The 16,513-nt window shown below is 40.4% G+C and carries 11 protein-coding genes and 1 pseudogene; 4 read left to right on the plus strand and 8 right to left on the minus strand.

The features are described from left to right. Positions 1-99: 99 nt before the first annotated feature. The 4 genes from ACT3RN_RS01065 to minE all read left to right on the plus strand — a co-directional run bounded on the left by ACT3RN_RS01065 (position 100) and on the right by minE (position 3,589). The gene (locus ACT3RN_RS01065) at positions 100-1,197 is read left to right on the plus strand and encodes a hypothetical protein (protein ID WP_192518537.1); all 1,098 of its coding nucleotides are present in this window, start codon (positions 100-102) and stop codon (positions 1,195-1,197) included. 139 nt (positions 1,198-1,336) lie between these two features. Further along, entirely contained in the window at positions 1,337-2,161 is an 825-nt protein-coding gene (gene minC, locus ACT3RN_RS01070) for a septum site-determining protein MinC (RefSeq protein ID WP_192518538.1), read from the plus strand. 322 nt (positions 2,162-2,483) lie between these two features. After that, complete coding sequence (gene minD / locus ACT3RN_RS01075) at positions 2,484-3,296, plus strand: septum site-determining protein MinD (protein ID WP_192518539.1); 813 nt, start codon at positions 2,484-2,486, stop codon at positions 3,294-3,296. A 2-nt stretch (positions 3,297-3,298) separates the two neighbouring features. Next, complete coding sequence (gene minE / locus ACT3RN_RS01080; RefSeq protein ID WP_192518540.1) at positions 3,299-3,589, plus strand: cell division topological specificity factor MinE; 291 nt, start codon at positions 3,299-3,301, stop codon at positions 3,587-3,589. A 120-nt stretch (positions 3,590-3,709) separates the two neighbouring features. Here minE and ACT3RN_RS01085 read toward each other — a convergent pair whose 3' ends face one another. The 8 genes and pseudogenes from ACT3RN_RS01085 to ACT3RN_RS01120 form a co-directional block, all read right to left on the minus strand. Next, complete coding sequence (locus ACT3RN_RS01085) at positions 3,710-4,237, minus strand: cytochrome b (RefSeq protein WP_192518541.1); 528 nt, start codon at positions 4,235-4,237, stop codon at positions 3,710-3,712. 135 nt (positions 4,238-4,372) lie between these two features. After that, positions 4,373-4,864, minus strand: a complete 492-nt coding sequence (locus ACT3RN_RS01090; protein ID WP_192518542.1) for a hypothetical protein — start codon at positions 4,862-4,864, stop codon at positions 4,373-4,375. Positions 4,865-4,881: 17 nt separating this feature from the next. Further along, complete coding sequence (locus ACT3RN_RS01095; protein ID WP_192991842.1) at positions 4,882-5,886, minus strand: chemotaxis protein CheB; 1,005 nt, start codon at positions 5,884-5,886, stop codon at positions 4,882-4,884. Next, a complete protein-coding gene (locus ACT3RN_RS01100) occupies positions 5,876-12,805 on the minus strand; it encodes an Hpt domain-containing protein (RefSeq protein ID WP_192991843.1) in 6,930 nt (2,309 codons plus the stop codon). The genes ACT3RN_RS01095 and ACT3RN_RS01100 overlap by 11 nt, the downstream gene beginning before the upstream one ends. 30 nt (positions 12,806-12,835) lie before the next feature. Next, the gene (locus tag ACT3RN_RS01105; RefSeq protein ID WP_318779512.1) at positions 12,836-13,807 is read right to left on the minus strand and encodes a CheR family methyltransferase; all 972 of its coding nucleotides are present in this window, start codon (positions 13,805-13,807) and stop codon (positions 12,836-12,838) included. A gap of 134 nt (positions 13,808-13,941) precedes the next feature. After that, positions 13,942-14,994, minus strand: a pseudogene (locus ACT3RN_RS01110) (methyl-accepting chemotaxis protein); the annotation flags it as partial. Positions 14,995-15,513: 519 nt separating this feature from the next. Beyond that, positions 15,514-16,044, minus strand: coding sequence for a chemotaxis protein CheW (locus tag ACT3RN_RS01115; protein ID WP_192518546.1), 531 nt, complete (start codon positions 16,042-16,044; stop codon positions 15,514-15,516). A 3-nt stretch (positions 16,045-16,047) separates the two neighbouring features. Next, complete coding sequence (locus ACT3RN_RS01120; RefSeq protein WP_192518547.1) at positions 16,048-16,410, minus strand: response regulator; 363 nt, start codon at positions 16,408-16,410, stop codon at positions 16,048-16,050. Positions 16,411-16,513 lie beyond the last annotated feature (103 nt).

Consider the following 16,513-nt stretch of genomic DNA (forward strand, 5'->3'; position numbering starts at 1 on the left):
CTACAGTTTATCCCAGTTTCATCATTATCTTCCAAATAAGAACACGCCCTATACCCACTGCTTATTTTTTATACCATTTATTATTTATAAGGTTTGACTGTGCCCGCCTCTATGACAACTACTAACCCGCAGCTCGACTCAGCACCAATATCTAATCAATCACATCACCTCTCGAACAATCAATCACCGCAACCCCACCACCCACAACCAAGTCGATTAAAACTTACTTATGATATTTTGATGATTATCATCATTAGTATCGACCTGTTGTTGATTAGTGTTGATGCAATATTGATGAGTAACTTTAGTACTCATGCCGCCGAATGGCTGACGATTGGTGAGTCATTAAGCTGGTATCAAAATACTGTGCATGTTCCATTACGTACTGCCGGTGGTTTTTTTACCATATTCTTAATCGCTGAGTTATTTGTGCGTTGGATGATTGCCATCACACAACAAACCTATTACCGATGGTTCTTTTTTCCTTTTGTACATTGGTATGAAGTATTGGGTTGTTTTCCGCAATTACGTGCGTTACGTTTGTTTCGAGCAGTGGTCATCGGACGTCGTTTATACCAATTAGGCTACCAAGTACTACCACAGTCTTGGATCGATCGGATTAAGTTCTATATTGATCTATTGCTAGAAGAGCTCTCTGACCGTGTCATCTTGACAACCATCCAGAACTTCCGGCAGGAATTGACCAATTCAGATACTCACAAATCATTTATCGAATCTACAGTTGCACGAAATCGCGATGAGATTGAAGCGGCATTATTGTCTGTACTACGTACCGAGCTGGTACCAAAACTACAGGCGTTAACGACCGATTCAGGCGGTGGTAATATATTAGCCAATGAAGTGGGTAACGCTATTGAAGAAGGTTTGGCTAATACACCTGAACTACGTCGTTACTTACGTATGATCCCCATTGCCGGTGGTCTGATTGAGTCACAGTTGCAACATGTAGGACATAATATAGGTGAAAACGTTGTTTATGCCTTAAACGAACGGCTCCTTGATCCTAAGATTCTAGATTCATTAATGGTAGAAATTGCTCGTGGTGTTGCACAAATAAATACTGATAATACAGCGCTAGATACCTTGATTTCTAGTATCATTGATGACAGTTTGACTGAGTTGGAAGCGCAGGTAAAAGTACAGCAATGGAAACATCAAGATATGCTCAACTTATAATGGTTACTTTCAAGGCTTGTCTTCATTCAAAAAATGAAGACGCAAATGAGAAAAACGGTTATCAAACGAAAAAATTAACACAGATAATAAAAATAGCACCGTGAACACAGCGACAGAATTACTTCTTGAGGATGTATATATGACAGTTTCAGATAACGATGACCAAACCTCGAATGCCGCACCAGCATTAGCTTTTTATGGAAAAATGCTAACTTTTTCACGTTTACAGTTCAATACAAATGATCTCAGCACGATTGAAGCACAGCTGAATGAGACTTTTAGTAATAAATCTAGCAACATACCTATTCTCATTGATAGCGAGATAGAGCAAGATTTATCAGCATTGGTAGCGTTGTTATGGTCGTATGGTCTTCAACCCATCGGTGTGGTAACCAGCACAATGGACTCACAGGCACGTGATCTGCACTTGGCAATATTTCCAGCCGACGGCAAACGCATTGAGCGTATCGTATCCACTAAAAAATCCGTTACGCAAAATAGCAAAGTCTCAGAAGATAGCGATACAAACGCTACTACTGACGACCAAACCACTATAATCAACGAGTCACCTACTGAGACAACGATATCTGAAGTCTCAACAGAGTCTCTAGTAAGTGACGAGCAGATGAGCAGTATGATTTATGATCAAATGCTACGTTCAGGACAAAGCCTCAACCACGTTGGTGGCGATCTGATTTTGACCAATAGCGTCAACAGTGGTGCTGAAGCAATCACTGATAACAGTCTGCATGTTTATGGTCGCGCTCAAGGTCGCTTGGTTGCAGGTGCTACCGGTGATAAAGATGCACGGATTTTTTGCCAGGTTTTCAACCCTTCATTAGTATCGGTTGCAGGGACCTATTGCCTACGAGACAATTTACCTCCGCATGTTGTGGACAAGGCTGTACAGGTCAGATTTGTAGAAGGCGAAGGATTGGTATTTACCGTGATAAATGAAGCATAAGCCGAAAAACTTTAAATAACATAGCAAGTTTATTTAACAAAACTGTTCTATGATGAATCATTGTTTATGACAATATTTATACTTTTCATGAGCATTTATTTTATTATTCATCATAGACAGTATTGACTAACAAATTTTAGGTAGCAAAGCCTTATAGCTTATATAGAAGTTGTTTGCTTGCTTTAATACAGACTCGCTATAAATTTTTGTTTATTTATGCTAGGCTAGCTTCGCAGGGAGTACATATATATAATATTATGAATAATATACAATTGTGCTCTTTTACAAAAGATATCCCATTGATTCATAGGAGTGTGCCATTGTGGCGAAGATAGTTGTAATCACTTCAGGTAAAGGTGGTGTGGGCAAAACCACAACAAGCGCCTCTTTTGCTGCTGGTTTAGCATTGCGTGGCTATAAAACAGTCGTTATCGATTTTGATGTAGGTCTACGTAATCTAGACTTGATCATGGGTTGTGAAAATCGAATTGTTTACGATTTTGTTGATGTTATTAACGGTAACGCGCGCTTGTCGCAAGCACTGGTTAAAGACAAACAGCTTGAAAACCTATACATATTACCTGCTAGCCAAACACGTGATAAAGATGCCTTAACAGATGAAGGTGTAACAGAAGTTATGGATGAGCTGTCTAAGCAGTTTGACTATATTATCTGTGACTCACCTGCTGGTATCGAACGTGGTGCGCAGTTAGCGATGTATCATGCTGATGAAGCGATTATCGTCACTAACCCTGAAATTTCTTCAGTGCGTGACTCGGATCGTATTATTGGTATTTTACAAAGCCAAACTAAAAAAGTTAAAGAGAATCAAGGCTCTGTACGTGAGCATTTGGTTATCACTCGTTATAATCCTGAGCGTGCAGCCGCTAATGAGATGATGGATATCGATACGATTTCTAACGACATCCTAAAAGTGCCTTTACTGGGAGTTATCCCTGAAAGCCATGCAGTACTTGAAGCTTCTAACCATGGTGAGCCAGTTATTCACTATACCGACTCTGTTGCCGGTCAATGTTATGATGACATTGTCGCCCGATTCTTAGGTGAAGAACGTCCACTACGTCATCTTGACGTGAAGAAAAAGAGTTTATTACAGCGCTGGTTTGGGGGTTAATAATGAGTAAGAAAAAAGGATTCTGGAGTAGCCTATTCGGCACTGACGACAGTAGTAGTAAAGGTAGCGCTAATTTAGCCACTGAACGTCTTAAAGTAATTGTTGCTAGCGAAAATCGCCTAAACAACCGCTTAACTGTTGATCGTATCGAAAAAATGAAACGTGAAATTTTAGAAGTCGTTAATAAATATGTCAACGGTGTACAGATTGATGATGTTAATATCAATCATCGCTCTGAAGACAGTTTGGATGTGCTAGAGATGAATATCAGTTTGCCTGAGCATAAAAAATAAAGTCGTAGTAATTGACTTAAATTATTATAAATTATCCTAAAAAAGCCCTAAGTAATTATACTTAGGGCTTTTTTTAGGATATATCATGATATTTTACAAGAATAAATTTTTGAAAGTACACTATTTCATACGTGCCATTAAATTGTCTTTTTTGACAAACTGATGATACAAGGCTGCACTGATATGAACAAACGTGAATGCCAGAATGGCTTGCCAAATAACATCCGTATGTAGATTATTATAGAATCTTGCCAAACTTCTATCAGGTGTGACAAACACAGGGATTTGAAACAAACCAAAAACATCAACAGGTCGGCCACCATAGACAGACATCAATAGACCGACCATTGGCATTGCTATCAACAAGGCATATAATCCAAAATGAGATAAATGAGACAATAATAATTGCCATTTAGGCATCGATATAGAGGGTGGCGCTTTAGTAACGACACGGTTAATTACCCGCGCTATCATCCAGAATAATAAACTCACACCAAAAGATTTATGCAATCCAATATAAAGGCTGTTATCAAAATTATTGTTCAAAAACATCATTGCCCAGGTGATCAATAATAAAAGTGCACTGATCCAGTGAAAAATACGGCTACTTACTGACCATTTTGATACGTTTGAATTCGTATTGCTCATACTCTACCTTGTTACCTTCATCGCTGGTTATTTACCATTAAAAATATATAAAAGACATCTACTTATTTAGCGACTAAAGACCATTAAGATGATTGAATCATTTACTTAATAATAAATATTTATATAAAAATTAGGCTATAGATCTACTAACTGATGCGCAATCTTATCCAAATCTGGTACCAAATAAGCGGTATCACCTATCATAACAGTTTGAAAAAGGTAGGATAGCACAACATTTTCATTAAAGGCTATCGCTGCTTCATCAATATTTGTGTCCTTAAATTGTTCGGGCATCTCAATGTCTTTGACCTCTGAAATACGAACTTGTAATTGGCGTAACTCACCTGCTGTTTGTAACGCTAAGCGATGTTCTGTAGTATTACCTTCTAAAACAATCATTTTCTCTGCTGTCATATCTTGTGCCAGTAAAGAAAATACAGCCACTTCCTGCTGCTGCCAAGTATAAGTTGAAGTGCGTTCGTTATAATCATCCACACTCAAAACTAAGCTGCTTGGAATTACCCAGTCAGGCTGGTCAAATGCCGGAATAATAGTAACATCCAACGTGCCGTTGGTCGTGGTCAACAAACTAACTGCTTCAAACGAATGTTTCAAAATTTGTTTCATACATCACTCACAATAAGTTAATGTGAAGAGGCTGCATTTGCCTTTTCACCAATATAATCTGTCAGTTTCTGTGCTAAAGCCGTTGGACTACCAATAAAACTACAATATCCTGAATCAATGATAGCCTGAGGCTGACTCGGACAGGCACTTACACTAGGATCCTGCGCCCACAATTGACTATTATTATCTTGAATGAGGTCCAAATATTGAGAGCCATCATTACCCATACCTGAAAATATAATATTAATAAGCTCACTACCATAAACATCGCTGGTATTTTTGAGAATCTGACCAATCGCGGGCTTATACTCGCCTTCCCAAGCTTGTTCTAAAAGAATAACTCGGCCTGTCGAGTCACACACAATTTGCTTATCAATAGGCGCAATAAGACACTTACCTGCTCGTAGCCGTTGCGACGATGTAATGACCTGACAATGCCAATCATTATGACGGTTGAGTATGCGTGGTAAGGTATCAATCATGGTTCTGTTAAAATGATGCGCCAATAAGATACAAACAGGCAGCTTGACTGATAAATTATCCAAAAACTCTTTGATCGCGCTAGGACCACCCATAGAAGCACCTAAAAACACCACATAATCCCAGTCTGTATCAATCTTATTGGGTTTGTGAACAGGCGTATCTATCAGCACTGGTAATTCAAGCATATGCGCAAGCTTACGCTTTAGCTTACGCTGCCATTTAGCATATTGTGTGGCTTCATTAAGATATGGTGCCTGACTAAAACCTACCAATACGGTTGCTGGTTTAGAAACAGTGGTTGCAGTCACAATACTTTCATCAAAGTCACTATCTATTAGCCATATATCAATAACTAAATCCGAGAGCACAGGTTTTTCTTGCAACTGCTCCCGTGACATACAGCCAACAAGGGTAAAGCCACAACTACGGACAGTATCAGAAAAGGCCATACGCTGATGATGCTCTTCTGCAACGACCATCACCTTGATATCAGCTTTGTCTTTATCCTTCAGTGCTAAAACACCTATATTATCCTTCATGAGTTAGACTGACCTTTTGACCCAGTATCTGTTGGATCTTACTAAGCAGCGCTTGTTCTTGGAAAGGCTTACCCATGTAATCATTCACTCCAATCTCTAGTGCACGCTGACGATGCTTTTCACCAGTACGTGATGTAATCATGATAATTGGGATATGCTGTAAGCGCTTATTGTATCTAACTTGGGTGGCGACCTCGAAACCATCCATACGTGGCATCTCAATATCTAGCAACATCACGTCGGGTATCATGTCTTGTAATATTTCAATAGCATCAACACCATCTTTCGCAACTGCCACGTTGAATCCTTGACGTTCTAAGAAGCGTGATGTCACTTTACGTACAGTAACCGAGTCATCAACCACTAAGACAGTAGGCTTAGACTCTAGGCTATTTTGTTTCACATCCTTAGTTTGCGGTATGTTTTTGACCATCTGTGCATTACGCATCAATGCAATCAGATCTAAGATCGGCATCACAGAGCCATCACCCATGATGGTCGCTGCAGAAATACCTAGTAGGTGCGATAACTGTTGTCCCAAAGGTTTTACAACCACTTCAATACGTGATCCTGCAATTTGATCAACTTGTAGGGCAATATTTTGTCCGGTACGGTTTTTAATGATGATGAGCGGTAAGCTTGTATTGGTGCTAACAACTAACTCATTTAGCTTATTACCTGACAGGATCTCATTTAAATAACGCACCCGATAATCAACATCTTCAAACGTCAACGTTGCATCACCTGACTGATAATAATCGTATAGCTTTTCTGGATTAATACGAACCACACGCTCAATCTGAACCAACGGTATCGCATAGTAACGATCTGCAGCACGAACGACCAAAGCATCAGATACGGCGACAGTCAAAGGTAAGCGCACAGTAAAGCGTGACCCTTTACCTAGCTCCGAGACCACTGATACTGAGCCGCCTAATTGACGAATCTCACTGATCACCACGTCCATGCCTACGCCGCGTCCAGAAATCTGTGTCACTTGTTTGCTGGTCGTCAATCCTGCATTAAAGATATATTGCATAATATCAAGGTCTGTGAGACTTCTATCATCTGCATCAATAAGGCCTTGAGAGATCGCTTTGGCACGAACAGCTTCTACATCAATTCCTCGACCATCATCTGATAACTGAATGACAATCTCACTACCCTCGCGATTGATTTCGAGAGTAATATGTCCACTACGTTCTTTACCTGCTTTTAGACGTGTTGAAGTATTTTCGATACCATGATCGACAGCATTACGAAGCATATGCTCAAGTGGAGATGTCATACGCTCTAGAATGGTTCTATCCATCTCGTCTTCAGCGTTGATAATCGTTAACTCAACAGACTTGTTCAATTCATTAGCAGTCTGGCGTACGATACGTTCAAGGCGCGGAGTCAAACGCGTAAACGGTACCATACGTGAGTGCATCAGACCATCTTGCAACTCAGTTTGCGTGCGTGATAGTTGCAATAAAAGACTTTCACTATCACGAGTCTTTTCTAATAGTGTTTGATTAATATCGATCAAATCCGATGCTGACTCTGTCAAAGATTTTGATAGCTGGTTCAAAGAGGAGTATTGATCCATTTCTAGAGGGTCAAAACCTTCATTCTGAATAAGTTCGTCATCTATTTGAGACAAGATTTGCGCTTCAAGCTCAATTTCCATTCGGCGTAACTGATCAGCCAGTCGCTGTACTGTCGTACCCATCTCTTCGAGGCTGTTAGTCAAACTACTCATGCCCATATCGATATGAGCACGGTTAATGGCGGACTCACCAGACAAGTTGATCATATGCTCAACTAAGCCCCCTGAAATACGAATCATCTCGCTATTACCAACACTCCGATCTTCTTCATTCGTATTGATAAGCATAGATGGTATTTCACTGATATCTTCTGCCAGATATTGTGAATCCTGCTTCTCTCTAGCAATCAAGAGTGTTTCACGTTGTGCTTTTAGAGATTCTTTAGGTACTTGCTTTAAGCTGTCAGGGTTTTTACTAAATTGCTGCAATGCTTCAATTAGTAATGCCGGCGTTGGCGGATTGACTTGTTGTCTAAGCACAGAAACTGCATCAGCTAACCAATCATGACTGGCAACCAGTAACTCTAATACTTTTTTAGTAGTCGGACGGCGGTTATCAACAAAGTCTTTATAAACCGATTCCATCTCATGCGCCAGATCTGCGATACCAGTAGCAGAAACCATTCGCGCACCACCTTTGATGGTATGCAGGTCACGCTGTAATGCTTGTAGTGCTGTTTTATTTCCTGTGTTTTCTAAGAATAGTTGTAGATACTTATTACGATTAGTAAGCTCTTCTGCTTCTTCTAAGAATACCGCTAATATATCAGGGTCTGGTAAACCATTAGCCCATGACTGCTTAATCATGCGATCCAGGCTTAAGCCATCTAATACTTCATCGCTACTGTTGTTCGTATTTTGGTCAACAGTGTTTTGTACCTCAGGTTCAAAATGATTTTTGGGTACAGGGACGGTCAGCTCTACCGCTTCTGGCAGGCTTTGTGCTTTTAAAAGCTGTTGTAACTGCTCAATGAGTTCTGAGGCAAAAAAAGATTTTTTATAACTCACAATATGCATCACTTGCAATGACATTGTGTCTTGCACTATCTGCATAATATCGAGCCACTGAGTGGTTGGTATTCGTCTGTTTTCTACAAAGGCTTCATAGACACTTTCAGCTTCGTGGGTCAGATCACCAATACTACGGATACCTGCCATCCGTGCGCCGCCTTTGATAGTATGCAAATGACGTTGCAACACTTTCAGTGCGTTAACATTACTAATATCCGAACGCCATTTATTGAAACTTTCGTCTAATGCAGCATCAAGCTCCTGCGCCTCTTCTAAAAAGATCTCTAAGAGTTCCGCATCAGTATCAATAGACTCAAGTTGCAACTCGGGTGCTGAGATGGCTCGAACCACAAAATCATCTTCAACTTCACGACTGTTATCTGCTTGACAAATACTCTGCAAGTCAGCAAGAACCTGTTGATCGATTTTTAATGATGTACTACCTGCCAATGCATCGAATAAGCCAACTAACTGAGCATGACCAGTATGCAAGATTGCTTGGTTATCTGCATCTCTTGCTTTTTCAGGATTGTCATTTAAGTAACCATAAGCGTTACCTAACGCATTGAGAATGGAAGTGAATTTTGGAAATTCTTGCGCTTTCTTAGCTAAATATTTTATTTGTGATAGTTGCTGCTCTATATATCCCTCAATATCAGCTATTTCAGCTTGATTAAGCGCATCATCCAGTTCCCATTGAGCATCCAATAATTCATCAATATTATTATCTAAGAGCTTCGCTATCGTTGGTTTATTATCAGATAGGACTTTAGTATCAGAAGCGATATCTTGCTCATCAAGCATCGCTTGCAATGATGCTATCTCTTGATCTTGTTGGTTTGGTATATCTTCTGCTAAGATATGTTTCGATTGAACATTTTTCTTATAGCTATTTAGATAACTATAAATCAGTGTAGATGACTTGGCTAAGGCCTCTAAGTGCTGAGCGTTCATAGCCTTATCTTGCTGTTGTAATAACTCTAAACTGTGCTCTATAGTCGCACTCACTTCACTAATGGCAGCAAGAGCTCTAGAGCCAGAAGAACCTCTTAAAGTATGAAAAGCACGGACAATATCATCCGTTACTTCAACATGAGATTCACCTTGATGTTCATCGACGAATTGGTCAACTTTTTGCAATAATCCCTCTGCTTCATCGATAAATATCTCACAAAATACTTTTTCTTCATCGCTTTGAGGTGCCAAAACAATAGAAGCCTCTGCAATCATTTCATTCACAGAATTGATTGTTTCCAGCGTAGCATCTATCCTTTCTTCGCCATTATTTTGGTTAAGGTTGTCCTCTTCTAAATCAGACGGTAACAATGATTCCTGCGTGGTTTTGGCAGCAGATGTATTTGACAATGTGTCATTATGATATAAATCAGAGTAACTGAAGTCATCACCATGCTGTTTACTATAAGCATTTGCACAGGCAATCCAGAGCGGTAACATACTAGGGTAATCTTGACGATTATTTTCGAATACTAGCAACATCGAAGGATAGGCTGCTAATACATCTCCAACCAGCTTTCTCATATCTACTGAGGCAGCGATACTATTATCCAAGATGCGATTAAGCATGTTTTCTATCGCCCAAGCCAACTCAGCAGTGTAGTTAGCACCTACCATACGGCCCGAACCTTTTAAGGTATGAAAACCGCGGCGGATATCTGCCAATCCACTTAAATCAGTTATTGACAGGCACCAGTTTTCATATAAAGGTAAGATTTCAACCAATACTTCATTGGCCTCTTCTATAAATATCTCTTTAATATCTGGATCTGCATCATTAGCATCAGCAGCCAACTGTTCTGGGGTCTGCATAAATGGTACGAGTACCGATGGAATCTCGATATCAGACAGTGATGCGCTCATATCTCTACTGTCACTGTCATCATTTATTTTTTGAGATTCATCAGTCGTGTCATTATCAGTTACTAACTCAGTATCATGAACTGTTACGCTTGCTTCTTCTTTTAAGCTACTTTCTGATGCAGAATCGACTGACTCAGGTTCAGGTAGACCTAACCCGCTATTAATTGGTTGCTGCGTCATTAAGTTATGGCTTTTTAGCATAATAATAGCAGGATCAAAGCTTGGTACTTGTTCCGCTTCAAAATCTGTGACCAATACTGGTAAAATTTTTGCCGTTTCCATTACTAGGCTGACGACATTATCGGTTACAGGTAATGTCTTATCTAACAAACGATTAAGCAGGTTTTCGATTGACCACGCCATCTCACTGATACTGAAGGCGCCAACCATACGGCCTGAACCTTTTAAGGTATGGAAACCTCTACGCACTTCGGTAAGTGGTGTAAGATCTTGCGCATCTTGCTCCCAAATGGGTAGGAAGTCCTCCAGATCAGTGATTACCTCTCCCGCCTCCTCAATAAAGATATCCCTGATATCTGCATCCATCTCAAACTCATCAGGCTTAACTTGCTCTCTTACTGCTGCTAACGCCTCACTCTCTATGTTATCAACTGCCGTGTCCTCTAGCTGTTGCGTCATCTCATCATCTTCATTAGAGTCAGTCACAGCTTCATCTTGAATATTCTGTTCACTAGCAGGGGCAATTTCACCACTATCATCGTAACGCAGTACATTGGTTGCCGCTGGTTTTTGAGTAAGAAAAGTATCATTGACCGTATCTGGTGCTGCAATATAATCATTAAGCAGCTGCGTCGCTTTGGCTGTATATTCATTTGCCTGAGTGAGTAGCTTTTGATCAAAGACTTGCTGCGCAAGGTAATCAAGTAACAACTCAATAGAGGTCAACCCTTCAGCCACTGCCTGTGTTACATCCCAACTAAGCGCCTCAATCTCATGATCCACCAATTGTGTAAATATATTAGACAGCGTGTTAATGGTTTCACGTACCTCTGGCACACCCATATCAGAAAAAGCGTCACCAATACTAGAAAAATGGGTAGCAGTAGGCAATAAATGGCTGTCTTGACGCTGTACATAATCATTGAAGCTTTGCTTGACGTCTTCTACTGCAGTACGCAGCTCACGCAAATCACTATTAGCAGTGCTCGTAACCTGATAACTGTCAGACGGTGTATCAGTATTATTAAGCGTGTCAGGCAATGTGACAAAGGAAGCTGCATCTCCTATCTTAAGAGATATTGTCTGTTCAGTATTATAAATGGCGTTATATAACTCTTGCAGCTGCCGCTCAATTTGCCACTTGCCTTGTGTAAAGCCATTCTCTGATGAGAGTACATCCTCGATATTAGTAAGAATTGACTCCACTTGTCCCACATAATATATCCAACCTCGACGCTCAAGCTGACGTTGAATTTTTTGTAAGTGGTTTAGCAGTGTGTCTGGCTTATCCAAGTTAAAGATAAGCATTTCCAGTTCACTAAGTATTCGCGGTAAAAAACGTGGTGCTGTACCTGTATTTTGCAATAAGTTATTTAGTATAGACTGAGTGGTTTCGTTACTTTGTGCAAGACTACTTAATTCAAAGTAGACTCTAATAATTAGATTTCTGATAGCGGTTACTGACAGTTCAGCTTGCTCAACACGAGACTCTATCACTTGTTCCAACTGACTTAGCACTGGTGCATAATGCTCAGGTAACGGGGTATCGTTATCAGCAAGATCGTTTAACCACAAGTCGGTTAAATACCAAAGTCGTTGTACGTCTTCGTCTTGAGCAGTTTGCCATAAATACTGGCTAACGCATCCTAGTACTGTTAATACAGAAGATTGGTTCGTATTGGCCACCAACAGCTCTCGTACTTGCTGTCGCCAAACCAATAATAACTGTTGATAATGATGATGAGCCAAAGGTGTAGTAATGTTACTGACTGGAACCATTACGTCTATACTATCGATAACATTATCATCGACGGCATTATTATTTGAACCCTCATGCTGATGTCTACCCACAAGGCTTACCGATGGCTCTATGACGACCCCTAGCGCTGACAATGCTTGATCAAGATCATTAGCAGCGTTATTAATTAACATCGTATTGTAGCTACTGGTACGCAAGTATTGATTCAGCTCACACTGTAGCAATCTATGCGCAAACTGACCGATACGGCGGTTGCTGACAGAAATACCATCATGATCACTTGCTTCTACCAGTGAACTCAACTTATTGGCAAGATCGGCTAACAAAGGAAGACGAATCATAGTCAGCGCACCGCTAACCTGATGATAAGACTGCACCATCTGCTCACTATCAGTGTTGCCGTTATCTAACTGCCAGCCATTAAATACCTGTGATAACTGCTGATTAAACAGTGGTAACAACCACTCAAGCGTCACTATGTCATTGGGCTGGTTTTTCATAGGGTTATCCTAACTCGTCTAAGCACTAATTTAGGCATTGATTTTCTGCCACACATTAACCTGTGGGTGCGCAATACGGCGCATATTTGAAGGACGCCAAAATAGCGCCTCACCTGGAGCCAATATAATGTACCCACCTAACACGCACTGCTCTGATAGCCTCGCTAAAATGTCACGCTGATCAAACTTGCGAAAATAGATCAACATATTTTGGCAAATTATGATCTGCTGAAGGTGCGAGGTAGGTGGGGTTTTTTCCATAATATTATGTAAAGCGAAACTAACGTTTTGTTGCAAACTTGGTGCTATCTGCCAGTGTGCTTGATGACTTGTTGTCGCTTCATTAGTTGTGGCCGAATCACAAACATTCGGCTTTCTAATCACACTATTCTCATACAATGGTTGAACAAACTGCTGATAACTAGGAGGTATCAATAACTTTTGTCTATTATTATAGTACCCTAGTTCTGCATTTATAATAGCTTGTTGGCTAACATCAGTACCTAGTATTACGTGATTTTTCAATTGCTGTGCAGCTAAACTCATAGCCAATGACCATACTTCTTCACCACTTGCACAACCAACACTCCAAATTCGAAACAACTCATCAGAAGTATTGACAACACCACTATTACCGCCTGATGCAATCCTTAATCGCTGATTGTCTAATGCACATTTTTTGACAAATTCTATAGAAGGCATATAACGGAAAAATCGACTTTCATGAATCAATACGTTATCTAATAGCTGTTGACGCATCTCATTATTTTTTGGTAGCTGATTCCATAGTTTTTTAGCAGTCAACCCATAGGATAATGCAGTATTATCAATCGCATTGATCAACCATTTCCGCTGAACATTGGGTAGCACAAAACCGATCTCTTGCTCTATGTATCGTTGCCACTGCTGCACATCAAGACTATCGTCTTGCGACGATGCATTAACTAGTGTTGGCTTGATACTCTCAGTAACATTGCCACCCATTTGAATAAATTTATCCACGTCACCTGCTATAGTTACTGCTACAAAATCACTATTCGCACAGCATTTTAATTAACATATGAATATGAAGTATGATAAGTCCTCTAACACTCACTTAATGCTAGAGCCTATCATTGCACATCTACTTATAATGTTTATTCTGTATCTGATGTTTCGCCATCTAACGACTCATCATCATCTGATATTTTAAAGCCAGTCACAGACTCTTGAAGCGCTGCTGCCATTTCACTCAACTCACCAATAGAACGTGCAGTTGCCATCGTACCAGATGAAGTTTGCGACGTAATATCTTGAATGATATTCATCGTGTGAGAAATATGGCCTGCAGACTCAGCTTGTTGTAAAGCCGCATTTGAGATGTTTTGAATCAAGTCAGCCAGCGTATTAGAAACGCTCTGTACTTCTTCTAGTGCTTCACCAGCATCTTTAGCTAATCGAGCACCACGTACAACTTCAGAAGTCGTTGATTCCATTGACACAACTGCTTCATTAGTATCTGCCTGAATGGTTTTTACCAATGTTTCAATCTGTTTGGTTGCATTGGCTGAACGTTCAGCAAGACGTTGAACCTCATCAGCAACAACCGCAAAGCCTCGACCTGCTTCACCAGCCATCGATGCCTGAATAGCAGCGTTTAATGCCAAAACGTTAGTCTGGTCAGCAATGTCATTAATCAAACTAACGATATCACCAATCTCTTGCGAAGACTCACCAAGACGTTTGATACGTTTTGATGTCTCTTGAATCTGATCACGAATAACGTTCATACCTTCAATAGAACGCTGTACAACATCTGCGCCGTTATAAGCAATAGCAACTGAACGCTGAGCAACTGTCGCAGATTCCGAAGCGTTATTTGACACTTGGTCAATTGATATCGTCATTTCATTAATAGCGGCTGATACACCAGCAATTTCTTGTGCCTGATGCTCAGATGCCTCAGCAAGCTCAACCGCATTCATCTGCGTCTGATCTGAAGACTGCGAAACACGGTCAGCGGTATTGTTAATAACCAGTACCAATTGGCGCAATTGGTCAATCGCAAAGTTCACTGAGTCAGCAATAGCACCAGTAAAATCTTCTGATACAGTTGCATTAACGGTCAAATCACCTTCTGCTAAATCGCCTAATTCATCAAGTAAGCGCAAAATAGCTATCTGGTTACGTTCGTTCTCTTCTTGAATTTGACGTGCTCGTTCAGACTCTGTTTCTGCTTCTTGACGACGACGCAACGTTTCTTTTTCAATAAGTAATCGTTCTGATCCACCGCGCTGTTTCAGTAGCTGATACGACGCAAATAAGATTCCTAATACACCTATCACAAATACAACTACTGGCAAGACAACAGACTGATTAAAATCAGGGAAATATTGACTCACTGATGATAAGGAGCTGCCCAACCAAATCAAACAAGCCACACTTATCGAAGCAAAAAGTACTAATAATAATTTCCACTCACTATTAGCATCTTTGCTAAGTGCTGCTGTATTAAGCGTACCAGCTGCAGGGTTTTTTATAACATCACTCATCGTGCGTATTCCTTTCAAACAATCATCAAAGTCTGATCTTGATTGACTTTGACAATCTTATTGTTATAAAAACAACAGTGATTAACAAAGCCTGTGTGAATGTTGACATCCAACCGTATTCTGTCATTCGCTACTATGTCATCATAGCGCTAACAGCCAGATATCTGTTATTAATAACTATACTGCAGCATCAGTATACTGCTTGTCTTGTGCGAGTAAACTTGGCATGAAAACATACCAGTCTTGCTCATCTTTAAAAAACTTACCATGATTATAAGGGGCAAAGGGCGAGTTAGGCTCAATTGCCTCTGCCCTGTATTGGTCATGTGTAAACTGCTCAATACCAATAACATGATCTACTACCAGACCCGAAAAAAGATTGTCATGATCGATGACAATAACTTTGCGTTGGCTCATTTGCGTCAAACGACTAGGGACCTGCAGAAACTTGGATAAATCTGTTATGGGCAGTAGCCGTCCACGAATATTGGCGATACCTAGCATCCAAGGCTTTACTAAAGGCAAGCTAGTATACTCTGGCATGGCTAATACTTCTGATATCTGACCCATTGGTGCAACTAAGCGTTGTCCACCAATTTCAAACACCACACCTTGCCAGTCATACTCTTGTCCACCGCGGCGACCACTTTTGCGCGCACGTGCTAAATCTGCTAGACGCAGAAGCTCAATAAACCCTCTGGAAGCCACAAGCTACTCCGTTACTTTGCGAATGATATCAACCAAGCTATTCTCTTCAACCGGTTTGTTCATATATTCTTTAGCGCCTTGGCGCTTGCCCCAAACTCTATCTGTTTCCTGGTTTTTGGTACTGATCATAATCACAGGGATATGAGCAGTGGTTTTACCACGAGTAATTTTTCTCGTGGCTTGAAAACCATTCATTTCTGGCATAACCACATCCATCAAGATGACATCTGGCAGGTGATCGGCAGCCATTTGACAACCTTGCTCACCATTTGTCGCTTCTAAAATTTGAAAGCTATGTCGAGCAAGCATATCGCGAAACTTCGCCATCTCAGATGGTGAGTCGTCAATGACCAAAACAGTAGTCATAGAAATTTCCTTTATTTTCGAATAATACCCAAAAGGATATGTTGTTATATTATTGATACAACCCGAGTAAAATCATTTACCAAAAATAGTAGTATTCATTTCT

It is taken from the genome of Psychrobacter sp. AOP5-GZ1-6, assembly GCF_052376345.1.
Classification (GTDB): Bacteria; Pseudomonadota; Gammaproteobacteria; order Pseudomonadales; family Moraxellaceae; genus Psychrobacter.